This is a genomic window from Rahnella sp. RcJ3 (assembly GCF_009498575.1).
GTDB lineage: Bacteria > Pseudomonadota > Gammaproteobacteria > Enterobacterales > Enterobacteriaceae > Rahnella > Rahnella aceris.
In genome coordinates, this window is the sequence record NZ_QSNX01000012.1 from 79,702 (window position 1) to 106,272 (window position 26,571).

The 26,571-nt window shown below is 49.8% G+C and carries 27 protein-coding genes and 1 other annotated feature; of the genes, 18 read left to right on the forward strand and 9 right to left on the reverse strand.

The window, feature by feature from the left end; all coding sequences use genetic code 11:
• Positions 1-49: 49 nt before the first annotated feature.
• A complete protein-coding gene (locus DXU84_RS16570; protein WP_013576148.1) occupies positions 50-1,447 on the reverse strand; it encodes an MFS transporter in 1,398 nt (465 codons plus the stop codon).
• Positions 1,448-1,686: 239 nt separating this feature from the next.
• Between DXU84_RS16570 and kdgR the strand changes: the two genes are divergently transcribed.
• A complete protein-coding gene (gene kdgR / locus DXU84_RS16575; protein ID WP_013576147.1) occupies positions 1,687-2,478 on the forward strand; it encodes a DNA-binding transcriptional regulator KdgR in 792 nt (263 codons plus the stop codon).
• An 87-nt stretch (positions 2,479-2,565) separates the two neighbouring features.
• Here kdgR and DXU84_RS16580 read toward each other — a convergent pair whose 3' ends face one another.
• The 5 genes from DXU84_RS16580 to hxpB form a co-directional block, all read right to left on the reverse strand.
• Positions 2,566-3,957: an L-cystine transporter gene (locus DXU84_RS16580; RefSeq protein ID WP_037035298.1), complete on the reverse strand. Its 1,392-nt coding sequence runs from the start codon at positions 3,955-3,957 to the stop codon at positions 2,566-2,568.
• Positions 3,958-4,146: 189 nt separating this feature from the next.
• Positions 4,147-4,704, reverse strand: coding sequence for a metal-dependent hydrolase (locus DXU84_RS16585; protein WP_013576145.1), 558 nt, complete (start codon positions 4,702-4,704; stop codon positions 4,147-4,149).
• Between the two features lie 152 nt (positions 4,705-4,856).
• A complete protein-coding gene (gene kduD, locus DXU84_RS16590; RefSeq protein WP_153376251.1) occupies positions 4,857-5,618 on the reverse strand; it encodes a 2-dehydro-3-deoxy-D-gluconate 5-dehydrogenase KduD in 762 nt (253 codons plus the stop codon).
• 78 nt (positions 5,619-5,696) lie between these two features.
• Positions 5,697-6,533, reverse strand: a complete 837-nt coding sequence (gene kduI, locus DXU84_RS16595; protein ID WP_153376253.1) for a 5-dehydro-4-deoxy-D-glucuronate isomerase — start codon at positions 6,531-6,533, stop codon at positions 5,697-5,699.
• A 308-nt stretch (positions 6,534-6,841) separates the two neighbouring features.
• Positions 6,842-7,507: a hexitol phosphatase HxpB gene (gene hxpB / locus DXU84_RS16600; RefSeq protein WP_013576142.1), complete on the reverse strand. Its 666-nt coding sequence runs from the start codon at positions 7,505-7,507 to the stop codon at positions 6,842-6,844.
• 193 nt (positions 7,508-7,700) lie between these two features.
• On the opposite strand from hxpB, the gene DXU84_RS16605 reads away from it, so the two are divergent.
• Positions 7,701-8,249, forward strand: coding sequence for a YniB family protein (locus DXU84_RS16605; RefSeq protein ID WP_013576141.1), 549 nt, complete (start codon positions 7,701-7,703; stop codon positions 8,247-8,249).
• Positions 8,250-8,354: 105 nt separating this feature from the next.
• Here the strand turns inward: DXU84_RS16605 and DXU84_RS16610 are convergent, their stop codons facing one another.
• A complete protein-coding gene (locus DXU84_RS16610) occupies positions 8,355-9,224 on the reverse strand; it encodes a fructosamine kinase family protein (protein WP_013576140.1) in 870 nt (289 codons plus the stop codon).
• A gap of 322 nt (positions 9,225-9,546) precedes the next feature.
• Between DXU84_RS16610 and DXU84_RS16615 the strand changes: the two genes are divergently transcribed.
• On the forward strand, positions 9,547-10,182 hold the full coding sequence (locus DXU84_RS16615) for a transglycosylase SLT domain-containing protein (protein WP_013576139.1): 636 nt from the start codon (positions 9,547-9,549) through the stop codon (positions 10,180-10,182).
• 23 nt (positions 10,183-10,205) lie between these two features.
• On the opposite strand, the gene DXU84_RS16620 is transcribed toward DXU84_RS16615, so the two are convergent.
• Positions 10,206-10,886, reverse strand: a complete 681-nt coding sequence (locus tag DXU84_RS16620; RefSeq protein WP_013576138.1) for a MarC family NAAT transporter — start codon at positions 10,884-10,886, stop codon at positions 10,206-10,208.
• Positions 10,887-11,175: 289 nt separating this feature from the next.
• Here DXU84_RS16620 and thrS point away from each other — a divergent pair, with 289 nt between their 5' ends.
• The 8 genes from thrS (at position 11,176) to ihfA (ending at position 18,387) form a co-directional block, all read left to right on the forward strand.
• Complete coding sequence (gene thrS, locus DXU84_RS16625) at positions 11,176-13,104, forward strand: threonine--tRNA ligase (protein ID WP_013576137.1); 1,929 nt, start codon at positions 11,176-11,178, stop codon at positions 13,102-13,104.
• A gap of 3 nt (positions 13,105-13,107) precedes the next feature.
• Positions 13,108-13,659, forward strand: a complete 552-nt coding sequence (gene infC / locus DXU84_RS16630) for a translation initiation factor IF-3 (RefSeq protein WP_013576136.1) — start codon at positions 13,108-13,110, stop codon at positions 13,657-13,659.
• Between the two features lie 95 nt (positions 13,660-13,754).
• A complete protein-coding gene (gene rpmI / locus DXU84_RS16635) occupies positions 13,755-13,952 on the forward strand; it encodes a 50S ribosomal protein L35 (RefSeq protein WP_013576135.1) in 198 nt (65 codons plus the stop codon).
• 42 nt (positions 13,953-13,994) lie between these two features.
• On the forward strand, positions 13,995-14,351 hold the full coding sequence (gene rplT, locus DXU84_RS16640; RefSeq protein ID WP_013576134.1) for a 50S ribosomal protein L20: 357 nt from the start codon (positions 13,995-13,997) through the stop codon (positions 14,349-14,351).
• 125 nt (positions 14,352-14,476) lie between these two features.
• Positions 14,477-14,601, forward strand: a sequence feature (Phe leader region).
• Complete coding sequence (pheM, locus tag DXU84_RS25025) at positions 14,482-14,526, forward strand: pheST operon leader peptide PheM (protein ID WP_106120997.1); 45 nt, start codon at positions 14,482-14,484, stop codon at positions 14,524-14,526. (Overlaps the previous feature by 45 nt.)
• Before the next feature lie 99 nt (positions 14,602-14,700).
• Positions 14,701-15,684, forward strand: coding sequence for a phenylalanine--tRNA ligase subunit alpha (gene pheS / locus DXU84_RS16650; protein ID WP_013576133.1), 984 nt, complete (start codon positions 14,701-14,703; stop codon positions 15,682-15,684).
• A gap of 14 nt (positions 15,685-15,698) precedes the next feature.
• Entirely contained in the window at positions 15,699-18,086 is a 2,388-nt protein-coding gene (gene pheT, locus DXU84_RS16655; protein WP_112152168.1) for a phenylalanine--tRNA ligase subunit beta, read from the forward strand.
• A gap of 4 nt (positions 18,087-18,090) precedes the next feature.
• Positions 18,091-18,387, forward strand: a complete 297-nt coding sequence (gene ihfA / locus DXU84_RS16660; protein ID WP_004089944.1) for an integration host factor subunit alpha — start codon at positions 18,091-18,093, stop codon at positions 18,385-18,387.
• A 349-nt stretch (positions 18,388-18,736) separates the two neighbouring features.
• Here ihfA and DXU84_RS25030 read toward each other — a convergent pair whose 3' ends face one another.
• On the reverse strand, positions 18,737-18,895 hold the full coding sequence (locus DXU84_RS25030) for a hypothetical protein (RefSeq protein ID WP_013576131.1): 159 nt from the start codon (positions 18,893-18,895) through the stop codon (positions 18,737-18,739).
• 271 nt (positions 18,896-19,166) lie between these two features.
• Here DXU84_RS25030 and DXU84_RS16665 point away from each other — a divergent pair, with 271 nt between their 5' ends.
• The 7 genes from DXU84_RS16665 (at position 19,167) to arnA (ending at position 26,571) form a co-directional block, all read left to right on the forward strand.
• Complete coding sequence (locus DXU84_RS16665; protein WP_013576130.1) at positions 19,167-19,565, forward strand: DUF2502 domain-containing protein; 399 nt, start codon at positions 19,167-19,169, stop codon at positions 19,563-19,565.
• Between the two features lie 153 nt (positions 19,566-19,718).
• Positions 19,719-20,726, forward strand: a complete 1,008-nt coding sequence (gene btuC, locus DXU84_RS16670; RefSeq protein ID WP_013576129.1) for a vitamin B12 ABC transporter permease BtuC — start codon at positions 19,719-19,721, stop codon at positions 20,724-20,726.
• Between the two features lie 72 nt (positions 20,727-20,798).
• Positions 20,799-21,350 carry a glutathione peroxidase gene (locus DXU84_RS16675; protein ID WP_013576128.1) on the forward strand — a complete coding sequence of 184 codons (552 nt, stop codon included), beginning with the start codon at positions 20,799-20,801 and terminating at the stop codon, positions 21,348-21,350.
• 19 nt (positions 21,351-21,369) lie between these two features.
• Complete coding sequence (gene btuD, locus DXU84_RS16680) at positions 21,370-22,119, forward strand: vitamin B12 ABC transporter ATP-binding protein BtuD (protein ID WP_013576127.1); 750 nt, start codon at positions 21,370-21,372, stop codon at positions 22,117-22,119.
• 347 nt (positions 22,120-22,466) lie between these two features.
• The gene (gene arnB / locus DXU84_RS16685) at positions 22,467-23,609 is read left to right on the forward strand and encodes a UDP-4-amino-4-deoxy-L-arabinose aminotransferase (protein ID WP_013576125.1); all 1,143 of its coding nucleotides are present in this window, start codon (positions 22,467-22,469) and stop codon (positions 23,607-23,609) included.
• The gene (arnC, locus tag DXU84_RS16690) at positions 23,609-24,589 is read left to right on the forward strand and encodes an undecaprenyl-phosphate 4-deoxy-4-formamido-L-arabinose transferase (RefSeq protein WP_013576124.1); all 981 of its coding nucleotides are present in this window, start codon (positions 23,609-23,611) and stop codon (positions 24,587-24,589) included. The genes arnB and arnC overlap by 1 nt, the downstream gene beginning before the upstream one ends.
• A complete protein-coding gene (gene arnA / locus DXU84_RS16695; RefSeq protein ID WP_112197123.1) occupies positions 24,589-26,571 on the forward strand; it encodes a bifunctional UDP-4-amino-4-deoxy-L-arabinose formyltransferase/UDP-glucuronic acid oxidase ArnA in 1,983 nt (660 codons plus the stop codon). Before arnC ends, arnA begins: the two co-directional genes overlap by 1 nt.

Here is a 26,571-nt window from a genome sequence, read left to right on the forward strand (position 1 = left end):
CAAGCAATGCTGAACAAAAAGCCCGGCTACTCTGCCGGGCTTTTTCATATCAGGATTTCAGGTTTTCCGATTCCTTCTGGCTGCTGGTTTTCTGCGTCATCCTCAGTAAACTGACCAGCGCGCCGGTTCCGGCCAGCATTCCTGCAAGGATCAGTGATGCGTGAGTGCCATGCTGCGGGAACAGGTTAAACATCAGAGCAACCATCGCCGCGCCGGTTGTCTGACCCAAAAGACGCGCAGTGCCCAGCAGTCCGCTCGCGCCGCCACTACGGTTTCGCGGGGCTGAACTGATGATTGTGTGATTATTCGGCGACTGGAATAACCCAAAGCCGGCACCACACAGCAACATGCGCCAGATAATGTTCAGATGCGAAGGCTCTGATGGCAGTAATGACAGGGAAAAGAGCCCGAATGAGAACACGATCAGACCAATCCCGCCCAGCATTCCCGGATGGAAGCGCTCAACCAGACGGCCGGCGATCGGCGCCATCACCATCGTCGCCAGCGGCCACGGCGTGAGCAGAAGGCCTGTTTCCACGGAATTCAGACCGAGAGTGTTTTGCAGGAAGAAGGGCAGTGAAACAAAAGCCAGCATCTGGGCGCTGAAAGAACACAGCGAAGTACCCAGAGACATACTGAAAATAGGAATGCGCAATAAATCGATCGGCAGCAGCGGGAAAGGCTGGGAAAGCTGACGGCGTACGAAGAACCAGCCGATGATCAGGAGGGCAATGACTTCGCTCAGGATCAACATAGGGCTCTGACCTTGCGCAAATCCACTGATGGCGCTGATCAGCAGGCCAAAGGTCAGGGCATTCATCACGCTGCTGATGATATCAAAACGCTGACCCTGACTTCGCGTCGAGTTCGCCGGTAAAAACTTCAGACCGAGTATCAGAGCCACAATACCAATCGGAACGTTGATGGCAAACAGCCATTGCCAGGAGGCCACCGACAGAATACCGGCGGCAATGGTGGGTCCGGCCGCTGCCGAGACGGCAACGATAAGTGCATTAATACCGACGCCACGTCCTAAGAAACGCTGCGGATAAATAATACGTATCAGCGCGGTATTTACACTCATGATCGCTGCCGCACCGAAACCTTGTAACACACGGGCGACAGTCAGTGTCATCAGTGAATCCGACAAGGCGCAAAAGAGCGAGGTGATACTAAATACCAGCAAACCCGTCTGGTAAATGCGGCGGTAGCCAAATATGTCGCCCAGTGACGCCAGAGAAAGCAGAGAAATCGTGATCGCCAGCTGATAGGCGTTAACCACCCAGATAGAGGTTGCCGGGCTGGCATGGAAATCATTAGCGATGGTGGGCAGTGCGACATTAGCGATAGCGCCATCCAGTACAGAAACGGTAATACCCAGCGCAATGGCCAGAATGGCACCATATCGTTGTGGAATGGGTAATCCGTCAGCAGGTGTAGAAGTCATGAGTTCTGTCAGTGCGTAGTCATCAGGGAGGGGAATATTACTACGCTAATTAACGTAAAGTGACAATTGTCACATGATGTAATGAATTTTTTATCTCTCTGTCGGGAATGAAACTGGCTTAACAGTTCTTACATTCTTGATCAATGGGTTGATTGCTTCTCAGCGATGCTTGCCAGTATAATAAAAACCACGTTCTATTTTTTTTGAAACAAACTCAACGCGAGCAGGTAATACACCCTATGGCTATCGCAGATCTTGATAAGCAACCCGATTCCGTCTCCTCAGTCCTGAAAGTTTTTGGCATTTTACAGGCGTTGGGGGAAGAGCGTGAGATTGGCATTACTGAACTTTCTCAGCGCGTAATGATGTCTAAAAGTACGGTCTACCGTTTTCTTCAGACCATGAAATCCCTGGGTTATGTCGCGCAGGAAGGAGAATCAGAGAAATATTCCCTGACGCTCAAGTTGTTTGAACTGGGTGCCAAAGCGTTGCAAAACGTCGATCTGATCCGCAGCGCTGATATTCAGATGCGCGAATTGTCCCGTCTGACCCGCGAAACGATCCACCTCGGTGCACTGGATGAAGACGGGATTGTCTACATCCATAAAATTGATTCGATGTACAACCTGCGCATGCATTCGCGTATTGGTCGCCGCAATCCGCTGCACACCACCGCAATCGGTAAAGTGCTGCTGGCGTGGGGCGATAAAGCAGAAGTCAGCGCGCTGTTGCAGGAAATTGAATTTACCCGCAGTACTGAAAATACCATCATGAATGCTGCCGATTTGCAGACTGCGCTGGATCAGGTTCGTGCGCAGGGTTTCGGCGAAGACAATGAAGAGCAGGAACAAGGGCTTCGTTGTATCGCAGTTCCGGTATTCGACCGCTTTGGCGTGGTGATTGCTGGTTTGAGTATTTCTTTCCCGACGATTCGTTTCTCCGAAGAAAGCAAAAGTCATTACGTAGAAATGCTGCATACTGCCGCGCGGAATATTTCAGAGCAAATCGGTTTTCACGACTATCCGTTCTGAATAATCGCGTTCTGAGTGATTGCGGAATTTCAGACATAAAAAAACCGAAGCCACTGGCTTCGGTTTTTTGTTTGCAGCAATCTGAAATTAACGGTGAGCCAGCTCAGCCGTTTCTTCAGCATCCATCACCGCTTTATCTGTCTGTTTCAGCAACTGACTTGTGATAGTGCCTGCCGTCATTGAACCGCTGACATTCAGTGCGGTACGGCCCATATCAATCAGCGGCTCAACAGAAATCAGCAGGGCAACCAGCGTAACCGGCAGGCCCATGGCTGGCAACACGATCAGGGCTGCAAATGTCGCACCACCACCCACACCGGCAACACCGGCAGAGCTCAGGGTAACAATACCCACTAATGTTGCAATCCATACCGGATCAAACGGGTCGATGCCGACGGTTGGCGCAACCATGACGGCCAACATGGTTGGATACAGACCTGCACAGCCGTTCTGACCAATCGTTGCCCCGAACGATGCCGCAAAGCTGGCGATAGATTCAGGAATACCCAGACGGCGTGTTTGCGCTTCAACGCTCAGCGGGATGGTCGCGGCACTTGAACGGCTGGTGAAGGCAAAAGTCAGCACCGGCCAGACTTTACGGAAGAATTTCGCCGGATTAACACCGGTGAACGACAGCAGTATCGCGTGAACAACAAACATAATGCCAAGACCCAGGTAAGACGCGACCACAAAGCTGCCGAGTTTAATGATGTCCTGAATGTTCGAACCGGCGACCACTTTGGTCATCAGAGCCAGTACCCCGTACGGGGTCAGTTTCATGACCAGACGCACCAGCTTCATCACCCATGCCTGCAGGGTATCGATAAAGGCCAGAATGCGCGGACCTTTTTCTGCATCATCTTTCACCAGTTGCAGGGCGGCTACACCAACGAAGGCGGCGAAGATCACGACGCTGATGATTGATGTCGGACTTGCGCCTGTCAGATCAGCAAACGGGTTCTTAGGTATAAAGGAAAGGATCAACTGAGGCACGCTCAGGTCAGCCACTTTGCCGACATAGTTAGACTGAATTGCCGTCAGTCGCGCCGTTTCCTGCGTACCCTGTACCAGGCCGTCAGCGGTGAGGCCGAACAGGCCCGTCACGAAGATACCCACCAGAGAAGCGATCAGTGTGGTGAACAGCAGGGTACCGATGGTCAGGAAGCTGATTTTCCCCAGCGATGACGCGTTATGCAGTTTCGCTACCGCGCTCAGAATAGAGACGAAAACCAGCGGCATGACGATCATTTGCAGCAACTGGACGTAGCCGTTACCGACAATATTGAACCAGGTAATTGAGGTTTTTAGTACCGGATCATCGGAACCGTAGATCAGCTGTAAAGCCAGGCCAAATACGACACCCATAGCCAGACCCAGTAAAACTTTTTTTGCCAGGCTCCATTGCTTGTGGCGGGTTTGTGCCAGCAGCAAAAGCAGGGCAACGAAAACCACTACGTTAAGAACGAGCGGAAGATTCATACCAGACTCCAAACTTATAATTTTGATAAATGAAACGGGTGTTTCCGGAAAAGGACTGCACCATCCCAAAGCATTGGGGGGCAGAATATCAGTTTGAGGGTCTGAGTATTTATATCCAAAAGGAATTCATTATAACTTTTTGTTGGTATTTGTACTAATTTTCATCATATCGGCAATATTTCATGCTATTCAGATGAATAATTTCAGGATGTGATTAAAAAAGTCAGGATTTATTGCACCAATGATGGGCGTCCAGTCTGGCCAGAAAAGCGTCAGGCCGACCAGCATAAGGCAGAGCGTGCGCTCGAGTTGATTACCTTTCTGGCTGTTAATCAGCGGTAGCCGGAAACGCCATCGACAAGGCCAGAGCAGCGGCACTCCTGCAGGCGTCAGCATATCTGCCAGGATATGGCTCAGGTAACCGATAATCATGGCGTGGAAAGCATCAGCGGGGATCACCCAGTCGTGAGGGAAATGAGTGCGTAGCAGGAAAATCCCTCCAGCCACCGCCAGCAAACTGTGAGTGAATCCACGGTGACCAAAAGCCCGGGCGATGGGGGCCGACAACCATTTGAGACGCTGGCCCAGCACCGATTTGGGGTGATCAATATCGGGCAGCAGACAGGTAAGCAAAGACCCTGGAATGATGTGCCACCAGTCACCATGCGCCAGTTCGGGAGAAAGCTGGGCCTTCTTAGCAAATACTGCACAGGCAATTGAGAAAATGAGATGGCCTTCCGCCGTCATGACGCGTCCGAACTGGATAACTGTTATTTTATCCAGTATAAGTGAAACTGTCACAATCTTGGAAGAGATGCCCTGTAACTAATTGTCAACGGACTGATAAAAAACAAAAAAGCGTATAAGAATACGCCTTTCTGGTGTCACTTATGCTGCCCTTAACGCGCGAGCCAACCACCATCGACGGCAATGGTGTAACCATTAACGTAATCAGAGGCTTTCGATGCCAGAAAGACTACCGGCCCCATGACATCTTCCGGCAGACCCCAGCGTCCGGCGGGGATTCTGTCGAGGATTTCTTTGCTGCGTTCTTCATCGGCGCGCAACTGTTCCGTATTGTTAGTCGCCATATACCCCGGCGCAATCGCATTCACATTGACGTTATGCTTCGCCCATTCATTGGCCATCAGTCGGGTCAGACCCATTACTGCGCTTTTTGACGCGGTATAGGAAGGCACCCTGATCCCCCCCTGATACGAGAGCATAGAGGCAATATTTATAATTTTGCCACCGTTACCCTGTTTGATGAACTGCTTCGCCACGGCCTGAGACATAAAGAACAGCGTTTTGCTGTTCACATTCATCACATCATCCCAGTTTTTCTCGCTGAATTCGATGGCATCTTCACGGCGGATAATCCCGGCGTTATTGATCAGAATATCGATATGACCAAATTCCCCGACTGCTTTCTCGATCAGCTCAGGAATGTCTGTGATGGTGCTCAGATCAGCCCTCAGATCGAGAAAACGGCGGCCTAACATGGTGACTTTTTTTTCAGTTTCTTCAGGGGCGGAAACGTTAATGCCCACAATATCGCATCCCGCCTGCGCGAGACCCAGCGCCATGCCTTGTCCCAGCCCGGTATTGCAACCGGTGACGATTGCGACTTTGCCGCTTAATTCAAATGAACGGAGGATCATATTCAGAGTCTCTTTTGCAACGGCGCGTTCGCCATAAAAAATGAGTTGCTCTGCCGGTGAAGGCAGAGCAAGGGGGAGTTAGCGCAGTTCGCTGACTTTGACGTGATCCATGTCATCGAATACCTGGTTCTCACCGACCATACCCCAGATGAAGGTATAGTTTTTGGTACCCACCCCGGCGTGAATTGACCAACTAGGAGAGATGACAGCCTGCTCGTTGTGCACTAATAAATGACGGGTTTCCTGTGGTTGCCCCATCATATGGAACACGGCAGTTTCCGCTTCCATATTGAAGTAGAAATACACTTCCATACGACGTTCATGGGTGTGGCAAGGCATGGTATTCCACAGGCTCCCCTCTTCCAGTTTGGTCAGCCCCATGGTCAGCTGACAGGTTTCCAGAACGTCGGGCACGATGAATTTATTGATGGTGCGGCGGTTGCTGGTAGCTGCATCGCCGATGGTCTGCGGAGAGGCTTCCGCCAGTGTGATTTTTTTGTTCGGGAAAGTCGTGTGTGCCGGCGCACTGTTGTAGTAGAACTTGGCCGGTCTGGAGGCATCAACGCTGCTGAACTCGACCCGCTTTGCCCCTTTGCCGACATACAACGCTTCTTCATGACCGATTTCATAGGTTGTACCGTCAACCACGATCAGACCCGAGCCGCCGATATTAATCACGCCGAGTTCGCGACGTTCAAGAAAATAGCTCACACCAAGCTGTTTACCGACTTCATCACCCACGGATACCGTTTTTTCAGCGGGCATGACGCCGCCGACAATGATGCGGTCGATGTGGCTGTAAGTCATGGTATAGGCATTTTTCTCAAAGATTTTCTCAATGAGGAATTCACGGCGTAATTCAGCGGTATCAAGCGTTTTCGCGTGGTCGCTGTGGATACTTTGACGAACTTGCATGTCGGTGCCTCTCATGAATGACGATATCAAGGAGGACTTACCGGGCTAGTCTGACCGTTGCGTGGCAGTGACAGCGTACAGAAGCAGGAGAGCTCCCGGCTCGTCCTTGTTGCAGGAATCATAGGTTCATTGGCATGCGAATTCAATAAAAATGAAATAACGTTTTATTTATTTTATGAGTCAGTTCAAGATTTACGAAATTAAACGAAGCTTCAAAAATTGTGGCAGGAGAAATGCGTAGAGAAGGTATATGGAAAGGAGAGAAAGCAGAGAAGGTGCGCAGCGGCATGAGCGGCTGCGCATAAATTTTAGCTGATGTGTGCCACACGCAATTCTTCGAGGGAAGAAAGTTTGACATCGGCAAGCGCCCAGCGTGGATCCACACTGTATTCATGGTCCGGCACCACCACCGAGCGCATACGCGCGGCTTTGGTGGCGATCATGCCATTAAAGGAATCTTCCAGCGTCACACAGTTGAGCGGATCAACCTGTAATTCTCCGGCAGCCAGCAGATAGACCTCAGGATGCGGTTTGCTGTAAGGCAGCTTTTCCGCTGAAACACGAACCTTAAAGAAGGAGTGTAAATTAAACATTTCCAGCACGGTATCGAGCATAAACAGCGGTGATGCCGACGCGAGACCAATCTTCAGCCCCTGATCACGGCAAAGCTCAAGGGCATGATTCACGCCAGGCAGCAACGGCCGGGTTTGTTCTACCAGTTCAATCGTGCGGGCAATAATCATTGAGGACACTTCTTCCTGACCCGGACCCTGCCACGGAAGCGCCTGATACCACATCCTGACCACCTGATCGATACGCAAACCTAGCGTATCCGGCAGCAAATGGCGCTGGGAAATATCAACGCCCAGGCGACTGAAAACGTCCAGCTCAGCCTGAGTCCATAACCGTTCAGAATCAATTAACAGACCATCCATATCGAAAATTGCTGCATTAACAGGGCGGACATAAGCCATGAAAGCGGACTCCCTCACAATAAATAGAAACCCACTTTAACATCGGTGGGAATGCAGGTGAAATCTGATGTGAAAATGAACAGGATGGACGTTCCCGGTACAGCGTTACGCTAACTGATTAAAACATTGGGCGGAGCAGGCTTTCTGTGGGTAAACTTAGCCGTTGCTTTAGGTATCCTAACAAGGGGAATTCATGACGTACCAACAAGCCGGACGTGTGGCAGTAATTAAACGAATTGCGGGATGGATCATTTTTATCCCTGCGCTGCTTTCTACGCTGATTTCTTTGCTGAATTTCATCAACGAGCACACTAAGACTGAGCAGGGCATCAACGCGGTCATGCTGGATTTCATCCACGTGATGGTGGATATGGTGAAGTTCAATACCTCGTTTCTCAATGTCTTTTGGTACAACTCACCGGTGCCAGCTTTAGGGCAGGGTTTCACCAGCGCGAACATCATGTTCTTCATTATCTACTGGCTGATTTTTGTGGGGCTGGCACTTCAGGCTTCCGGCGCGAGAATGTCCCGTCAGGTAAAACACATTCGCGAAGGGATCCAGGATCAGCTTATTCTGGAACAGGCGAAAGGTGCTGAAGGCCGGACACGTCCGCAAATTGAAGAGCGTATCGTGATACCGCGACACACGATTTTGGTGCAGTATTTTCCGTTGTATATTTTGCCAATTATCATCGCTGTCATCGGCTACTTCATTTTGAAATTATTAGGATTAATGGCCTGATAATTTGACGACATATTTATAACGGGTTTCTGTGAAAATGAAAAATAAGGCCTGAATATTAACGTTTTCAGGTCTTATTTGTTCAGAGCTGAAATATTTATCCCGCTAACTGATATCTTCGTGTAACAGCCTTTCTATGGCGCGTTGCGCCACCACAAGATGCTGACCACCGAATAAATTACTGCGGTTAAGCAGGTAATATAACTGGTAGATCGGTTGCCTCGAAATGAAGTCGTCAGGGAGTGGCGTTATACTCTGATAACCGTCATATAATTGCGGCGGAACATTCGGATATAACGGCAGCATCGCCAAATCGCATTCCCGATCTCCCCAGTAACAGGCCGGGTCAAAAATCACCGGACCATCATCAGATAAGCCACAGTTATGCGGCCATAAATCGCCGTGTAAAAGTGAAGGTTGCGGCTGATGATTCTGCAAGCGGGCATGAACCATGGCGGTGATATCTTCGATATTACCAAATATCATCCCTTTTTCAGCAGCCAGTTGCAGCTGCCAGCCAATGCGCTGCTCGGCAAAGAAGTTAGCCCAGCGCCGTTGCCAGCTGTTGGGTTGCGGAACTGTCGCCAGTTCATTATCGAAATCCAGACCGAATTGCAGTTGTTCACTCCACTGATGCAATGCGGCAAGTTGTTGGCCTAAAACATAGGCATTATGTGCATCCAGAGGTTTTTGCGGGATGTATTCGAGCAAGAGGAAACTGTAATCACGGTCGCTACCTACACCATAAACTTCCGGCACCCTGACGGTCTGGCTGCGCGCAAGTAAGGCCAACTGATCGGCTTCAGCGGCAAAGATAGGCAACATTTCGCGTGCATTGCATTTCACAAACACGTTTCTGTCGCCGTAGCTCAGCCGCCATGCCGGGTGGATTTCGCCTCCCGGAAGCTCAACACGTTCGCGGATTTCAGCATTGCCTAAGTGTTCACTCAACAAACGATTGACGGCTTGCCACATGGTATGACCCCTTCTGACTGGCCAGATAATTCATTAAGTTAGCGTTTTTTCAGCTTCGAAAACCCGATCCGGCGCACGGCTGAATCAGATGATGATGTCAATTTATGCAATTTCTCAGATGTCTAAATAGAACGTATCATCAGCGGACAGATTAATTTAGGAATATGTGACATGAAACGGGTTTTATAAACGGAATTGTCTTATCGACATCCCTCTAACCCCTTTGTTTAACAAAACAATAATAATAATAGACGAAAAATATATTCAGGTGTTGGAAGAAGATGTATATGCTACATCTCGTCCCAGTCGCGAGAGAGATAACGTGAAACCAAACATTCTTTATTTGATGGCCGCGCTATTGCTGGCGGGTTGCGCTAAAGAAACACCGGTTCAGACGACGCGTTTTTTGAATCCATCGCCGCCACCTCAGCGCGATACTTCATTAATGCATCCAGGGCCTTATGGTGATGTTATTCACCAGGCGGCAAATACCTATGGCGTCGACGAAACACTTGTTAAAGCAATCATTCAGGTCGAATCTGGATATAACCCAACCGTTGTCAGCAAATCGAATGCGATTGGGTTAATGCAGCTAAAGGCCTCAACGGCAGGACGCGATGCCTACCGGATGAAAGGACGTTACGGTCAGCCCACGCCGCGTGATTTAAAAGATCCGGCGGTGAACATTGACCTGGGTACGGCTTATTTAAGTATTTTACAACAGCAGCTTGCGGGTATTAATAACCCTGAAACTCGTCGTTACGCCACCACACTGGCATATGTGAACGGAGCAGGGGCGTTGTTGAGAACGTTCGACAAAGATAAGACGTATGCGATTGCGAAAATCAATCTGATGACGCCTGCTGAGTTTTCTGCCCATGTGCAGAAAAAACACCCGGCGCCACAAGCGCCACGCTATCTGTGGAAAGTGAACAATGCCTACCTCGCGATGCGGTAAGCATTGATGTTTCCGCCAGCGGCTCAGGCTGCTGGCGGGAAGGTTTTAATAATCTCAAGAACCCCGTTGATAACGAACTGAACGCCCATACACACCAGCAAGAATCCCATCAGACGTGAAATAGCCTCAATCCCGCTTTTCCCGACCAGACGCATAATCGCCCCCGAACTGCGCAGAGATATCCACAAAATCAAACCCACTAAAAAGAAAATCATCACCGGAGCAACGGTAATAATCCAGTGCGGGAAATCAGATGATTTCACCGTTGAAGCACTGCTGATGATCATGGCAATGGTGCCCGGCCCGGCGGTACTTGGCATCGCCAGAGGAACAAAAGCGATATTTGGCGAATCCTGTTTTTTCATTTCCGCCGTTTTGTTCTCGATAAGGATCCTTTCTTCCACGTGTGGCTGTGGGAAAAGCATTCTGAAACCGATAAAGGTGACGATAAGTCCCCCCGCAATACGCAGGCCGGGAATGGAAATCCCGAACGTATTCATCACCAACTGTCCCGCGTAATACGCCACCATCATGATGATAAAGACATAGACCGAGGCCATCAGCGACTGCTGGTTTCTTTCCTGTGTGGTCATATTCCCGGAAAGACCGAGCATCAAAGCCACGGTCGTCAGTGGATTTGCCAGCGGAAGCAGTACCATCAGGCCCAATCCCAGTACTTCAAATAACTGCCTGACTTCTGTCATATCCTTCCCTTTTTTAAATGCTGCTCTGGTTACCTTAACGTGTCAGGGGGGATTACACGAAAAATATCCGCGTTTAGCAACACAGGTTGCTGGAAATTCGCACTTTACGAATGCTAAACTTATGGACTGTTTTCGCGTCGCATCCCGATATAATTACGTGATGTATTCAGGGTGCCTATATTTGGCAAGGTAAAGCTAAATAGCGTGAATAACTACGTGAATTTAAACTCAAATATTTTTCTAGATGTGCTCTGTCGTGTGGGGCACCACTGTAGATTAAGGAATTAGCATGCCTGTCATTACTCTTCCTGATGGAAGCCAGCGCGTTTTTGATCGCCCCGTTTCTCCCCTTGATGTTGCCCTTGATATCGGCCCTGGCCTGGCGAAAGCCTGTATCGCTGGTCGTGTTAACGGCGAACTGGTTGATGCAACCGACCTGATTGAGGTTGACGCGCAACTGGCGATCATCACCGCTAAAGACGAAGCCGGTCTTGAAATTTTGCGCCACTCCTGTGCGCACCTTTTGGGTCATGCCATTAAACAACTGTGGCCAGACACCAAAATGGCAATCGGCCCGGTTATCGATAATGGCTTCTATTACGACGTCGATTTAGATCGTACGCTGACTCAGGAAGATATCGAACTGCTTGAAAAGCGCATGCACGAACTGGCTGAAAAGAATTACGACGTCATTAAAAAGAAAGTCAGCTGGCAGGAAGCGCGCGATACCTTTGCAAGCCGTGGCGAAGAATACAAAGTGGCGATTCTGGATGAAAACATCAGTCATGATGACCATCCGGGTCTGTATCACCACGAAGAATACGTGGATATGTGCCGTGGTCCGCACGTACCGAACATGCGTTTCTGCCATCATTTCAAACTGCAGAAAACCTCCGGTGCTTACTGGCGTGGCAACAGCGATAACAAAATGTTGCAACGTATCTACGGCACTGCGTGGGCGGATAAAAAGCAACTGAATGCTTACATTCAGCGTCTGGAAGAAGCCGGTAAACGTGACCACCGTAAAATTGGTAAGCAACTTGACCTGTACCATATGCAGGAAGAAGCACCAGGTATGGTGTTCTGGCACAACGACGGCTGGACCATTTTCCGTGAGCTGGAAGCCTTTGTACGCATGAAACTGAAGTCTTATGACTATCAGGAAGTAAAAGGTCCGTTCATGATGGACCGCGTGCTGTGGGAAAAAACCGGTCACTGGGAAAACTACAAAGAAGCGATGTTCACGACCTCTTCTGAAAACCGTGAATATTGCATCAAGCCAATGAACTGTCCGGGACACGTTCAGATCTTCAATCAGGGTCTGAAATCTTACCGTGATCTGCCATTGCGTATGGCTGAGTTTGGCAGTTGCCACCGTAATGAGCCATCTGGTGCATTACATGGCCTGATGCGTGTTCGTGGCTTCACTCAGGACGATGCTCACATCTTCTGTACAGAAGAGCAGGTGCGTGATGAAGTGAACAGCTGTATCCGCATGGTGTATGACATGTACAGCACGTTTGGCTTCGAAAAAATCGTGGTGAAATTGTCCACCCGTCCTGAGAAGCGCATTGGTACTGACGAAATGTGGACTCGTGCTGAGGATGACCTGGCGGCTGCGCTGACGGAAAACGACATTCCGTTCGAATATCAGCCGGGTGAAGGGGCGTTCTACGGTCCAAAAATTGAATTTACCTTGCATGATTGTTTGGATCGTGCGTGGCAGTGTGGTACCGTGCAGCTCGACTTTTCATTACCTGGTCGTTTGAACGCCTCTTATATTGGCGAAAGTAACGACCGTCAGGTTCCGGTAATGATTCACCGTGCTATCCTGGGTTCAATGGAACGCTTCATTGGTATTCTGACTGAAGAATACGCGGGCTTCTTCCCAACCTGGATGGCTCCGGTTCAGGTAGTGATTATGAATATCACTGATTCACAAGCTACCTATGTCGAAGAATTAACTAAAAAACTGCAAGATGCAGGCATTCGCGTTAAAGCCGACTTGAGAAATGAGAAGATTGGCTTTAAAATCCGCGAACACACGCTACGCCGTGTTCCTTATATGTTAGTTTGTGGCGATAAAGAGGTCGAAGCAGGCAAAGTTGCTGTTCGTACCCGCCGCGGCAAAGACTTAGGAAGCATGGATGTTAGCGAAGTCGTTGACAAACTGCTGGCGGAAATCCGCAGCAGAAGTCTTCATCAACTGGAGGAATAAAGTATTAAAGGCGGAAAACGAGTTCAACCGGCGCGTCCTAATCGCATTAACAAAGAGATTCGCGCGCAAGAAGTTCGCCTCACCGGCGTCGATGGCGAGCAGATTGGTATTGTCAGTCTGAATGAAGCTCTTGAAAAAGCTGAGGAAGCGGGCGTCGATTTAGTAGAAATCAGTCCGAATGCCGAGCCGCCAGTTTGTCGAATCATGGATTACGGCAAATTCCTCTACGAGAAGAGCAAGTCGACCAAAGAGCAGAAAAAGAAACAAAAAGTTATTCAGGTTAAGGAAATCAAATTCCGACCTGGTACCGATGATGGCGACTATCAGGTCAAACTACGCAACCTGATTCGCTTTCTGGAAGATGGCGATAAAGCCAAAATCACCCTGCGTTTCCGTGGGCGTGAAATGGCGCACCAACAGATCGGTATGGAAGTGCTTAACCGCGTCCGTAAAGACCTGTGTGAAGATTCTGAACTGGCCGTTGTCGAATCCTTCCCTACGAAGATCGAAGGTCGTCAGATGATCATGGTGCTCGCACCTAAGAAGAAACAGTAAGGCTTCCAAGTAATCCTGCTACGCGGTGTTCGCACCGCGTATTCTGGATTCGCCTTTCTGATTCATGTTAATAACAATGCGAAGTGGAATTTAAAATGCCAAAGATCAAAACAGTACGCGGCGCCGCTAAACGCTTCAAAAAAACCGCCAATGGTGGTTTTAAGCGTAAGCACGCAAACCTGCGTCATATTCTGACCAAAAAAGCTACTAAGCGTAAACGTCACTTGCGTCCAAAAGGCCTGGTATCCAAGAACGATTTGGGTCTGGTCTCTGCATGTCTGCCGTACGCATAAATACACTTTTTTTCATCTAGAATATAAAACTCAGGAGAGCATATGGCTCGCGTAAAACGTGGTGTGATTGCACGTGCACGTCACAAGAAAATCTTAAAACAGGCGAAAGGCTACTACGGTGCCCGTTCTCGCGTATATCGTGTTGCATTCCAGGCTGTTATCAAAGCTGGTCAATACGCTTACCGTGACCGTCGTCAAAAGAAACGTCAGTTCCGTCAGCTGTGGATCGCGCGTATCAACGCAGCAGCTCGTCAGAACGACATGTCTTACAGCAAATTCATTAACGGCTTGAAAAAAGCTTCTATTGAAATTGACCGTAAGATCTTGGCTGACATCGCAGTATTCGACAAAGTGGCATTCTCTGCACTGGTCGAAAAAGCGAAAGCAGCTCTGGCGTAAGTCAGGTGAAAGAGGGAGCTTGCTCCCTCTTTTATATTTTGTGTTTAAAAACATTCTGTTTCGTTGTTTAATACCCACAGTTTCGTTTCAATTACGGCACAAGATTTACAACCGACAAGGTAACGCAAGCATGAATGCTGCTATTTTCCGTTTCTTTTTTTACTTTAGCGCCTGACTTTGGAAGGCTTTCGCGCGTAAGAGAAGAAACGAAAAGTAGCGCCTAAGCCTCCCTCGTGGAGGCTTTTTTGTATCTGTGCTTTATACGCTAAGGTTCAGGGTCAAAATCGCGCCCCTGATTAATCACGGTTATTTTACATCGGGCCATATTGGCCAGAAGAAGAGGAAAGCAATGCCACATCTCGCAGAGCTGGTTGCCAATGCCAAGGCAGCCGTAGAGAGTGCTCAGGATATCGCCGCGCTGGATAATGTGCGTGTCGAATATCTGGGTAAGAAAGGCCACCTGACACTCCAGATGACAACCCTCCGTGAATTACCTGCGGAAGAACGCCCGGCTGCGGGCGCGGTCATCAATGAAGCGAAAGCGCAGGTTCAGGAAGCCCTGAACGCGCGTAAAAATATGCTGGAGTCCGCTGAACTGAATGCCCGCCTGGCAGAGGAAACGATTGACGTTTCCCTGCCTGGCCGTCGCATCGAAAACGGTGGTCTGCACCCGGTGACCCGTACTATCGACCGCATTGAAACCTTCTTTGGTGAATTAGGCTTTACCGTGGAAACCGGCCCTGAAATCGAAGATGACTATCACAACTTTGATGCCCTGAACATTCCGGGTCATCACCCGGCACGTGCCGATCACGATACTTTCTGGTTTGATGCCAAACGCCTGCTGCGCACGCAAACTTCCGGTGTTCAGATCCGCACCATGAAAGACCAGCAGCCGCCAATTCGTATTATCGCGCCGGGCCGCGTCTATCGTAACGATTACGATCAGACTCACACCCCGATGTTCCATCAGATGGAAGGCCTGATCGTTGATAAAGACATCAGCTTCTCCAACCTGAAAGGCACACTGCACGATTTCCTGAATAACTTCTTTGAAGCTGATTTGCAGATCCGTTTCCGTCCTTCCTATTTCCCGTTCACAGAACCTTCCGCAGAAGTGGATGTAATGGGCAAAAATGGCAAATGGCTGGAAGTGCTGGGTTGCGGCATGGTGCATCCGAATGTCCTGCGCAATGTGGGCATCGACCCTGAAGTGTATTCCGGTTTTGCCTTCGGAATGGGGATGGAACGTCTGACTATGTTGCGTTATGGCGTGACTGATCTGCGTGCATTCTTCGAAAACGATCTGCGTTTCCTCAAACAGTTTAAGTAAGGCGGGAATATCACATGAAATTCAGTGAACTCTGGTTGCGTGAGTGGGTAAACCCAGCCATTAGCAGCGAAGCATTATCAGACCAAATTACTATGGCCGGCCTGGAAGTTGATGGCGTTGAGCCGGTTGCAGGCGCATTTAATGGCGTGGTTGTCGGTGAAGTTGTCGAATGCGGTCAGCATCCAAACGCAGACAAACTGCGTGTGACTAAAGTCAATGTGGGCGGCGATCGTCTGCTGGACATCGTTTGTGGCGCGCCAAACTGTCGTCAGGGCCTTAAAGTTGCAGTTGCAACGGTGGGCGCCGTATTGCCGGGTGATTTCAAAATCAAAGCTGCCAAATTGCGTGGCGAGCCTTCAGAAGGCATGCTGTGTTCGTTCTCTGAGCTGGGTATTTCAGAGGATCACGACGGTATTATTGAACTGCCACTTGATGCGCCAGTCGGTACAGATATCCGTGAATTCCTGAAACTCGATGACACCACGATTGAAATCAGCGTAACGCCAAACCGTGCTGATTGCCTGGGTATCCTCGGCGTGGCGCGTGATGTTGCTGTCATCAACCAGTTGCCACTGGTTGAGCCGGAAATGAACCCGGTGAAAGCAACGATTGATGCCACCATCCCCATTGATGTGCAGGCGCCACAAGCGTGTCCGCGCTATCTGGGCCGTGTCGTTAAAGGCATCAACGTTAAAGCACCTACACCATTGTGGATGCGTGAAAAACTGCGTCGCTGTGGCACCCGTTCTATCGACGCAGTGGTCGATATCACGAACTACGTGTTACTCGAACTCGGTCAGCCAATGCATGCGTTTGATCTGAATCGCATCAGTGGTGGCATCGTCGTGCGCATGGCGCAGAAAAACGAAGCATTAACGTTGCTCGATGGCACAGAGGCGAAACTGGCGGAAGATACGCTGGTCATCGCAGACCATGAGAAAGCCCTGGCAATGGCCGGTATCTTTGGTGGCGAACATTCCGGTGTGAACGACGAGACGCAGGACGTCCTGCTGGAATCTGCATTCTTTGCTCCGCTCTCAATTACTGGCCGTGCACGCCGTCAGGGTCTGCACACGGATGCTTCTCATCGCTATGAACGTGGTGTGGATCCTGAGCTGCAGTTCAAAGCTATCGAACGGGCTACTGCGTTGTTGCTGAGCATTTGTGGTGGTGAAGCCGGTCCGGTCATTGAAGCGACCTCCGACGTTGATTTGCCGAAAGCGGCAACCATCACCTTGCGTCGTGAAAAACTGGATCGCCTGATCGGGCATCATGTTGAAGATGCTCAGGTGACTGACATCCTGACCCGTCTGGGGTGTAAGGTTCAGCATAATGGCGACCACTGGGTAGCTGTGGCGCCAAGCTGGCGTTTCGATATGCAAATCGAAGAAGACCTGGTGGAAGAAGTCGCGCGTGTCTACGGCTACAACAACATTCCTGATGTGCCGGTTAAAGCCAGTCTGGTGATGACCAAACACCGTGAAGCGAACCTTTCACTGAAACGTGTGAAAAATCTGCTGGTTGATCGTGGTTTCCAGGAAGCGATCACTTACAGTTTTGTCGATCCAAAAGTGCAGGCTCTGCTGCATCCTGGCGAAGAAGCGCTGATTTTACCCAGCCCGATCTCGGTTGAAATGTCTGCAATGCGTCTTTCCCTGTGGTCTGGCCTGCTGACTGCTGTAGTAAATAACCAGAATCGTCAGCAAAGTCGCGTACGTTTATTTGAAAGCGGCCTGCGCTTTGTACCTGATACGCAAGCCGATTTGGGTATCCGTCAGGACGTCATGCTGTCTGGTGTAATCTCCGGCACTAAAAATGAAGAGCATTGGGATCTGGCGCGTCAGGCAGTTGACTACTACGATTTGAAAGGTGATCTTGAGGCTATTCTTGAGCTTACCGGCAAAATGAACGATGTACAGTTCAAGGTGGAAGCGAATCCTGCGTTGCATCCTGGGCAGAGCGCAGCAATTTATTTACGCGGCGAACGTATTGGTTTCATTGGTGTAGTACACCCTGAGCTGGAACGTAAACTCGATCTTAATGGTCGTACCGTGGTCTTCGAACTGTTGTGGAATAAGGTCGCAGACCGCGTACTGCCTGATGCGAAAGAGATTTCTCGCTTCCCGGCGAACCGTCGTGACATCGCTGTGGTAGTGGCCGAAAACGTGCCCGCAGACGATATTTTGGCAGAGTGCAAGAAAGTTGGCGCAAATCAGGTAGTTGGCGTAAACTTGTTTGATGTGTACCGTGGCAAGGGCGTAGCTGAAGGTTACAAGAGCCTGGCTATCAGTCTGGTGTTGCAGGATACCGGCCGTACACTGGAAGAAGAGGAGATCGCCGCTACCGTTGCAAAATGTGTAGAGGCTCTAAAACAGCGATTCCAAGCATCCTTGAGGGATTGAACCTATGGCGCTTACTAAAGCTGAAATGTCAGAACACCTGTTTGAAAAGCTCGGGCTGAGCAAACGGGATGCCAAAGACCTTGTTGAAATATTTTTCGAAGAAGTACGTCGTGCTTTGGAAAATGGCGAGCAAGTTAAACTGTCTGGCTTTGGCAATTTTGATTTGCGTGACAAAAACCAACGTCCGGGACGTAACCCGAAAACCGGCGAAGATATTCCGATCACGGCGCGTCGTGTGGTGACTTTCCGTCCGGGACAGAAATTGAAAAGTCGTGTAGAGAATGCCACGCCGAAAGAATAAGTGAAAACATCAAAAAGGCCGCGAAAGCGGCCTTTTTTTTATCTGATTTTTAAGAGTGCAGTGTCATCGGAAACAATAGGTTTTAACGCTTTTAAGTAATTAGCACAGAAAGTGAAAAGATAGCGTTAAAGGGGTAGGCGGTTCAGGATTAGTCTGATAGATTAAATTTCAAGGCCTGAAAAGAACTTTGGTTTATTATTTATCCGGATGCCATTCAAATAAAACGGGGCCGAAGCCCCTATGGTAAGTCACTCATTATGTTCAGTTAATAATATTTACATATTAATATCTGAATAAAAGTTACCGGACAAATTAGCCGGGAACGGGAGAATGGAATTATAAAAGGTGACTAGTGGTTATAGAACATACGAGGTCCACCCGGACCGCCGCCACCGTGCCCACCGCCGCCATGACCGCCACCACCAGGACCCCAAAATGGTGGGAATAAACAGCCACTGAGGCTGACGACAACCAGAGCAATGCTCAGCAGAGCGAAAATACGACGCATAAAATACATCCTTCGTTTGAATAAACAGGTCGATTATAAATAGAATGCAGACAGGTTGTTGTCAGGCTTGCGTTAAGATTTGTTAGTGTCTTAATAGGAATTGAATAGATAACACACGCCGTCTTGTTGAATTATTTCAACCAGGACATGTTTGTGTTTTTATTGTAAGGTCAGAGCAAGTTATCCGAAAATACGCTTATTTCTTATATTTTCTTCAATACCTGACTGATATAAAAATCACGTCATAAAAAATAAAGAAGGCGTAACTAACGTGAAAAAATCTCTCTTATTGCTTTGTTGTGCACTGGCTTTGCCTGTGATCGCGCAGGCAAATGTTTCTATTGACCTCAACGTACCTGGCGTATCACTTCACCTCGGGGATCAGGATCAGCGCGGTTACTATTGGGATGGCTATGACTGGCGCCCACCGCAGTGGTGGCATGATCATCAGGGCCATCATTACGGTGAGCGTAATGAACATGGCATGTACTGGCACGGTAATCGCTGGGACGCTAAACCACCGCAGCGTAACCATGATAAGCCGGGGCGTAATCAGCCAGGACCGCAGCCCCATAACCCGGGCCGTCCAAACGGTAATGATCATCATGATAATAATGGTCATCAGGGGAACGGCCAGCCGATCCCGCCGAATGGTTATCAGGGACACTGATTTTCCCTGTAAATGCCCAACGTGTCCGAAGCCGGTGCTCAGTCACCGGCTTTTTCAATTTCTATTTATGGTATTCAGCCGTTCTTCGCTAGAGCTAACTGCCTAATATCGGTAGGATAGTCACTTCCCGTGAGCCCCAGGAATTAGCCATTCATGCCTATCCCGCAGACCTTTTCTGCCTTTGAACAGCAACAGAAATACCGTGACCGCCGCTGGTTATACGGGCTGGGTATGTTCTTGTTGTTGATATGGGTGTTCAGTCTGAGTGCGGGTGAACGCTGGCTGTGGCCGGATCAATGGTTCAGCACTGAGGCGCGTCTGTTCGTGTGGCAATTACGGTTTCCGCGCGCTGTCGCTGTCATTTTGGTGGGCGCAAGTCTCGCTGTCTCCGGGGCAGTGATGCAGTCGTTGTTCGAAAATCCTCTTGCCGAGCCCGGTTTACTCGGTGTTGCCAATGGTGCCTGCGTCGCGCTGGTTTTATGTGTCATGTTAAGCCACGGCCTGTTGCCTGTTTGGATCATGAGTCTGGCAGCCATCGCGGGCGCTCTGATTGTCACTTTCTTTCTGCTATATATTGCCCGTAAACGCCTTTTGACGAATGCCCGTATGCTTCTTGTCGGGATTGCTATTGGGATTGTCTGCAGTGCTTTAATGACCTGGGCGATTTATTTCAGCAACAATCTCGATTTACGGCAGTTGATGTACTGGATGATGGGCGGATTTGGCGGTGTTGACTGGAATCAGCTCTGGCTGGGATTAATGTTGCTGCCTGTTTTACTGTGGCTGGTCTTACAGGGGAATGCACTCAATCTATTGTCTCTCGGGACGCAGCAGGCGAGGCAACTCGGCATATCGCTGAACACCTGGCGTTATATTCTGGTGCTTGCCGTCGGCTGGATGGTCGGGCTGAGCGTCGCCTTATCGGGCGTCATCGGTTTTATCGGGCTGATCATCCCGCATATTCTCAGGCTTTGCGGGATCACCGATCAGCGCCGTTTGCTGCCCGCCTGTGCGCTTTGCGGCGCTTCAGTTTTACTGTTAGCGGATGTGCTGGCGCGAATTGGTTTATCCGCGGCGGAATTACCGATTGGTGTGGTGACTGCCACGCTGGGTGCACCGGTATTCATCTGGTTGCTGACCAGAACCGGACAAATCCGCTGATGCTTTTCGGTGTGTCGGCTATGCTGTTCACTGAAACCCTTCCCCTAACCTACAAATATCAGGACGAAAACGATGAGTAATGAAATTTATAATATCTCCCTGAAAACTATCGATGGCGAAACCACGACGCTCGGTGCTTATAAAGGTTCTGTATTGCTGGTCGTGAATGTGGCATCACAATGTGGCCTGACCAGGCAATATGAGGGGCTGGAAAATATCTACCAGGCCTGGCACGATCGTGGTTTTGAAGTGCTGGGGTTCCCGTGCAATGAATTCGGCGCGCAGGAACCGGGCACTGAAGATGAGATCAAAACCTTCTGCACCACCCATTTTGGCGTGAAATTCCCGATGTTTAGCAAAATTAACGTCAACGGAGACAACCGTCATCCGCTGTATTCAGCGCTGATTGCAGCCTGTCCGACAGCCGTCAAACCGGAAGACAGTGCGTTCTACGAACGTCTGGCCAGCAAAGGTCGTCAACCTCTTAAGCCCGATGACATCTTGTGGAACTTTGAGAAATTCCTGATTGGTCGTGACGGCACCGTGGTTCAGCGTTTTGCACCCGATATGACACCGGAAGATCCGATCCTTATGGAAACCATCAAAGCCGCACTGGCGAAATAATTTGCGTGTGAATACACCAATGCTGGAATGTCGTGAGATAACCGTTGCGGGGCGGCTTAGCGCATTTAGCGCGCAGATTGTGCCGGGCTGTCGGATCCATATTATCGGCCCGAATGGCGCCGGGAAAAGCACTTTACTGACCCGTCTGGCGGGTATGTCGGCAGGGGGAGGCGAGGTTATTCTCGACGGACAACCGCTTGCCGACGTTCCCGGACCCAGGCTGGCACGTCTTCGCGCCTGGTTATGCCAGCAACTGACCCCGGCATCCCTGATGCCGGTATTTCAATATTTGTCCCTTCATCAGCCGCGAGAAGTGGATCCTGCTGTTCTTGAGCGCACGGTTTCATGTTTATGTGATGCTTTACATCTCAGCGATAAACTTGGCCGGCCGGTCACGCATTTATCCGGCGGGGAATGGCAGCGGGTGAGGCTGGCGGCTGCTTTATTGCAAGTGTGGCCGACGGTGAATCCTGATAGTCAGCTTTTATTCCTTGATGAGCCGATGAACAGCCTGGATGTTGCCCAGCAGCAGGCGCTGGATCAGTTACTTGCGGAGTTTTGCGCGGCAGGACGTTCCGTTGTGTTAAGCGATCATGATCTCAACCATACCCTCCATTACGCACATCAGATCTGGCTTATGTCGCAGGGTCAGGTGATGGCGGCGGGAAAATGTGCTGATGTCATGCAGCCTGAAATACTTTCAGACGTGTACAAAGTGGCATTTCAGATACACGAACTGGCAGGCAGGCAATGGATAATGGCGACCTGAGCTTAATGCATAGCGGTTTAATTATATTATTATTGGGGTTTACGCTTTACCCCAATTCTTATTTGTTCATAAAAAACGCAGAAGATGCATTGTTTTAATAAAGTTCATTTTTTCATAAAAACATAATTTAATGTAATTGATTGTTATTAAATGGTTTTTATTTTTTCCTGCTATTTAATTTTTGTTTATTTACTTTCTGTTTAGCTTCGCGTGACTGGTAAATTCTTAAGGTTAAATTAAGATTAAACCGACATCATAAGATCCATAATTTCATGACGGCGTTTACTTACTGTTAAATAAATGCGGTCTACAGTCGGTATCGGTAATTACCTTTTTGGGATAGCGTAATGGAAAACTTTTTGCCTTTTTCCCGTCCGTCTATGGGCGAAGAAGAAATAGCTGCAGTGGGGCAGGTTTTACGTTCTGGCTGGATCACCACCGGGCCACAGACTCATCAGCTTGAACAGGATTTTTCTGCCACTTTCGGTTGTAAGCATGCTATCGCAGTCAGTTCTGCGACCGGCGGCATGCATGTCACCCTGATGGCGCTCGGCATCGGACCGGGCGATGAAGTGATCACGCCTTCACAGACCTGGGTTTCAACCATCAACATGATTGTCCTGCTCGGCGCAGAACCGGTGATGATTGATGTTGATCCTGACACGTTGATGGTCAGTGCCGACGCGGTTGCTGCGGCTATCACGCCAAAAACCAAAGCGATTATCCCGGTGCATTACGCCGGCGCGCCTTTAGACCTTGACCCGATTTATGCTGTTGCTAATGAACACGGTATTCCGGTCGTGGAGGATGCTGCGCACGCGGCAGGCACAAAATACCGTGAACGCTGGATTGGCGCACAGGGGACAGCAATTTTCTCGTTCCACGCGATCAAAAATATGACCTGCGCAGAAGGCGGTCTGATTGCCACCGACGATGATGCTCTGGCTGAAAAAGTACGTGCATTGAAATTCCATGGTCTGGCGGTTGATGCATTTGATCGTCAGGTGCTGGGGCGTAAACCGCAGGCTGAAGTGGTTGAGCCAGGCTTTAAATACAATCTCTCCGACATTCATGCTTCTGTGGCTGTCGTGCAGCTTAAACGTCTTGCACAAATGAATGCCCGCCGTGCGGAGCTGGCACAGCGTTATCTGGATAAATTACAGGGCTCACCTTATCTGCCAATGGCTGTACCGGCTTACCCGCACCTTCATGCGTGGCACTTATTCATGATCCGTGTGGATGAAGCGCGTTGTGGTATCAGCCGTGACGCACTGATGGAACGTCTGAAAGAGCAGGGGATCGGAACGGGTTTACATTTCCGTGCAGCTCACACCCAAAAATATTACCGCGAACGTTATCCGCATCTGAGCCTGCCAAACAGTGAATGGAATTCGGCACGTTTATGCAGTTTGCCGCTGTTCCCTGATATGCAGGACAGCGATGTGGACCGCGTTGTCGCGGCTCTTTTTTCCCTTCTGGAGGCGCAGTAGTGGCGCAATACGAACCAATCCGTAAAGTCTCGGTGGTTATCCCGGTCTACAACGAAGAAGAAAGCCTGCCGGCGTTGTTATCTCGTACGCAGGCCGCTTGTCAGCAATTAACCCAGCAATACGAAATCATTCTGGTGGATGACGGCAGTTCTGACAGCTCCGGCGACATGCTCGCTGCCGCTGCAGAACAACCGGACAGCCATGTTATTGCCGTTTTGCTCAACCGCAATTACGGCCAACATTCCGCCATTATGGCCGGTTTTAGCCATGTGACCGGTGATCTGGTCATTACGCTTGATGCTGACCTGCAAAATCCACCGGAAGAAATCCCGCGCCTGGTCGCCACTGCCGATGAAGGCTATGACGTTGTCGGCACCGTACGTGCAAATCGTCGCGATTCCTGGTTCCGTAAAACGGCATCAAAGATGATCAACATGATGATCCAACGTGCCACCGGTAAATCGATGGGTGACTACGGCTGTATGTTACGGGCTTATCGCCGTCACATTATCGAAGCTATGCTGCATTGCCATGAGCGCAGTACCTTTATTCCTATTCTGGCCAACACATTCGCACGCAGAACCATAGAAATTCCGGTTCAGCATTCTGAGCGTGAGTTTGGTGATTCCAAATACAGTCTGATGAAACTGATTAACCTGATGTATGACCTGATCACTTGTCTGACGACAACACCGCTGAGAATGCTCAGTGTTGTTGGCAGTGTGATTGCCATCTTCGGTTTCCTGCTGGCGGTATTCCTCATTTTAATGCGCCTGATCAACGGCCCTGAGTGGTCTGCGGAAGGCGTATTCACGCTATTTGCATTGTTATTTATGTTTATCGGTGCGCAGTTTGTCGGTATGGGATTACTCGGTGAATACATCGGGCGGATCTACAACGATGTTCGTGCGCGTCCCCGTTATTTTGTTCAAAAAGTCGTCGGCGTTCGTTCCGAAGACCACAGTCAGGAAGAAGAGTAATGAAAGCGATTGTATTTGCCTATCATGATATTGGTTGTGTTGGTTTACAGGCTCTGGTTGACGCGGGTTATGATGTTCAGGCAGTTTTCACCCACACTGATTCCCCGAATGAAAACCAGTTCTTTTCTTCCGTTGCCCGTCAGGGCGCTGAGCTGAACCTGCCCGTTTATGCACCGGAAGATGTTAACCATCCATTGTGGGTTGACCGCATCCGTGCTTTACAGCCCGATATCATCTTCTCTTTCTACTACCGTAATATGCTGAGCGAAGAGATTTTATCTCTGGCGCCGCAGGGTGGCTTCAATCTGCACGGTTCATTGCTGCCGCGTTACCGTGGTCGTGCACCGGTTAACTGGGCGCTCCTCAACGGTGAAACCGAAACGGGTGTCACTTTGCATAAAATGGTCAAACGACCGGATGCAGGTGATATCGTTGGTCAGCGCAAAGTGGCGATCACTGGCGATGACACGGCGCTGAAACTTCATGCCAAAGTGCGTGAGGCAGCGAAAGCATTACTGACAGATCTGTTGCCGGAAATGAAAGCGGGTAACATCACACTGACGGCGCAAGACGAATCTCAGGCCAGTTACTTTGGTCGCCGTACCGCCGCTGACGGTGAAATTCACTGGCACAAATCGGCCACTGAAATTAATAACCTGATCCGCGCGGTGACTGAACCCTATCCCGGCGCATTCTCTTATCTCGGCCAACGTAAGCTGACTATCTGGCGCGCACGTCCGCTGGCAACTCAGCACGACAAACAACCGGGCACCGTGCTTTCTTCTGATCCGCTGACCATCGCCTGTGGCGAAGGCGCGCTGGAAATTCTGGCAGGGCAGAGTGAAAACGGCCTGTATGTACAGGGTTCCCGTCTGGCACTGGAACTGGGCATTATGCCGGATATGCGTGTCGCAACGTTGCCCACGGCGGTGATGAAACGCCGTACCCGTGTTTTAATCCTCGGCGTGAATGGTTTTATCGGTAACCACCTGAGTGAGCGTTTGCTTCGCGAAGACCGCTATGAAATTTATGGCCTGGATATCAGCTCTGACGCGATCAGCCGCTTTATGGGTAATCCGCATTTCCACTTCGTGGAAGGCGATATCAGCATCCATTCAGAGTGGATCGAATATCACATCAAAAAATGCGACGTCGTTCTGCCGCTGGTGGCGATTGCAACGCCAATCGAATACACCCGTAATCCGCTGCGCGTATTCGAACTGGATTTCGAAGAAAACCTGAAAATTGTCCGCGATTGCGTTAAATACAAAAAACGCATTATCTTCCCGTCAACGTCTGAAGTTTACGGCATGTGTGATGATAAGGAATTCGACGAAGATCATTCCCGTCTGATTGTCGGCCCGATCAACAAACAGCGCTGGATTTACTCTGTTTCCAAGCAACTGCTGGACCGCGTGATCTGGGCTTACGGCGCGAAAGAAGGCCTGAAGTTCACCCTGTTCCGTCCGTTCAACTGGATGGGACCACGTCTGGATAACCTGGATGCTGCGCGTATCGGCAGTTCCCGTGCGATCACCCAACTGATTCTTAATCTGGTTGAAGGATCACCGATCAAACTGGTGGATGGCGGCGAGCAAAAGCGTTGCTTCACTGATATCAACGACGGTATTGAAGCGTTGTTCCGGATCATCGAGAACCGCGACAACTTATGTGATGGCCAGATTATTAACATCGGTAACCCGACTAACGAAGCGAGCATTCGTGAACTGGCAGAAATGCTGCTGAGCAGTTTTGAATCACATCCGTTGCGCGCGCAGTTCCCGCCGTTCGCTGGTTTCAATCTGGTGGAAAGCAGCACGTATTACGGAAAAGGCTATCAGGACGTGGAGCACCGTACGCCGAGCATCAAAAATGCCCGTCGTCTGCTTAACTGGAAACCGGAAATCGGCATGGATAAAACCGTTGCTGAAACCCTGGATTTCTTCCTGCGTTCAGTAAATCCTGACGCTGGCAAAGCCTGA

What these genes read in the sequence shown, in the direction of transcription:
- DXU84_RS16570 (WP_013576148.1), bottom strand. Translation starts at nt 1,447, where the DNA reads ATGACTTCTACACCTGCTGACGGATTACCCATTCCACAACGATATGGT.
- kdgR (WP_013576147.1), top strand. Translation starts at nt 1,687, where the DNA reads ATGGCTATCGCAGATCTTGATAAGCAACCCGATTCCGTCTCCTCAGTC.
- DXU84_RS16580 (WP_037035298.1), bottom strand. Translation starts at nt 3,957, where the DNA reads ATGAATCTTCCGCTCGTTCTTAACGTAGTGGTTTTCGTTGCCCTGCTT.
- DXU84_RS16585 (WP_013576145.1), bottom strand. Translation starts at nt 4,704, where the DNA reads ATGACGGCGGAAGGCCATCTCATTTTCTCAATTGCCTGTGCAGTATTT.
- kduD (WP_153376251.1), bottom strand. Translation starts at nt 5,618, where the DNA reads ATGATCCTCCGTTCATTTGAATTAAGCGGCAAAGTCGCAATCGTCACC.
- kduI (WP_153376253.1), bottom strand. Translation starts at nt 6,533, where the DNA reads ATGCAAGTTCGTCAAAGTATCCACAGCGACCACGCGAAAACGCTTGAT.
- hxpB (WP_013576142.1), bottom strand. Translation starts at nt 7,507, where the DNA reads ATGGCTTATGTCCGCCCTGTTAATGCAGCAATTTTCGATATGGATGGT.
- DXU84_RS16605 (WP_013576141.1), top strand. Translation starts at nt 7,701, where the DNA reads ATGACGTACCAACAAGCCGGACGTGTGGCAGTAATTAAACGAATTGCG.
- DXU84_RS16610 (WP_013576140.1), bottom strand. Translation starts at nt 9,224, where the DNA reads ATGTGGCAAGCCGTCAATCGTTTGTTGAGTGAACACTTAGGCAATGCT.
- DXU84_RS16620 (WP_013576138.1), bottom strand. Translation starts at nt 10,886, where the DNA reads ATGACAGAAGTCAGGCAGTTATTTGAAGTACTGGGATTGGGCCTGATG.
- thrS (WP_013576137.1), top strand. Translation starts at nt 11,176, where the DNA reads ATGCCTGTCATTACTCTTCCTGATGGAAGCCAGCGCGTTTTTGATCGC.
- rpmI (WP_013576135.1), top strand. Translation starts at nt 13,755, where the DNA reads ATGCCAAAGATCAAAACAGTACGCGGCGCCGCTAAACGCTTCAAAAAA.
- rplT (WP_013576134.1), top strand. Translation starts at nt 13,995, where the DNA reads ATGGCTCGCGTAAAACGTGGTGTGATTGCACGTGCACGTCACAAGAAA.
- pheS (WP_013576133.1), top strand. Translation starts at nt 14,701, where the DNA reads ATGCCACATCTCGCAGAGCTGGTTGCCAATGCCAAGGCAGCCGTAGAG.
- pheT (WP_112152168.1), top strand. Translation starts at nt 15,699, where the DNA reads ATGAAATTCAGTGAACTCTGGTTGCGTGAGTGGGTAAACCCAGCCATT.
- ihfA (WP_004089944.1), top strand. Translation starts at nt 18,091, where the DNA reads ATGGCGCTTACTAAAGCTGAAATGTCAGAACACCTGTTTGAAAAGCTC.
- DXU84_RS25030 (WP_013576131.1), bottom strand. Translation starts at nt 18,895, where the DNA reads ATGCGTCGTATTTTCGCTCTGCTGAGCATTGCTCTGGTTGTCGTCAGC.
- btuC (WP_013576129.1), top strand. Translation starts at nt 19,719, where the DNA reads ATGCCTATCCCGCAGACCTTTTCTGCCTTTGAACAGCAACAGAAATAC.
- DXU84_RS16675 (WP_013576128.1), top strand. Translation starts at nt 20,799, where the DNA reads ATGAGTAATGAAATTTATAATATCTCCCTGAAAACTATCGATGGCGAA.
- btuD (WP_013576127.1), top strand. Translation starts at nt 21,370, where the DNA reads ATGCTGGAATGTCGTGAGATAACCGTTGCGGGGCGGCTTAGCGCATTT.
- arnB (WP_013576125.1), top strand. Translation starts at nt 22,467, where the DNA reads ATGGAAAACTTTTTGCCTTTTTCCCGTCCGTCTATGGGCGAAGAAGAA.
- arnA (WP_112197123.1), top strand. Translation starts at nt 24,589, where the DNA reads ATGAAAGCGATTGTATTTGCCTATCATGATATTGGTTGTGTTGGTTTA.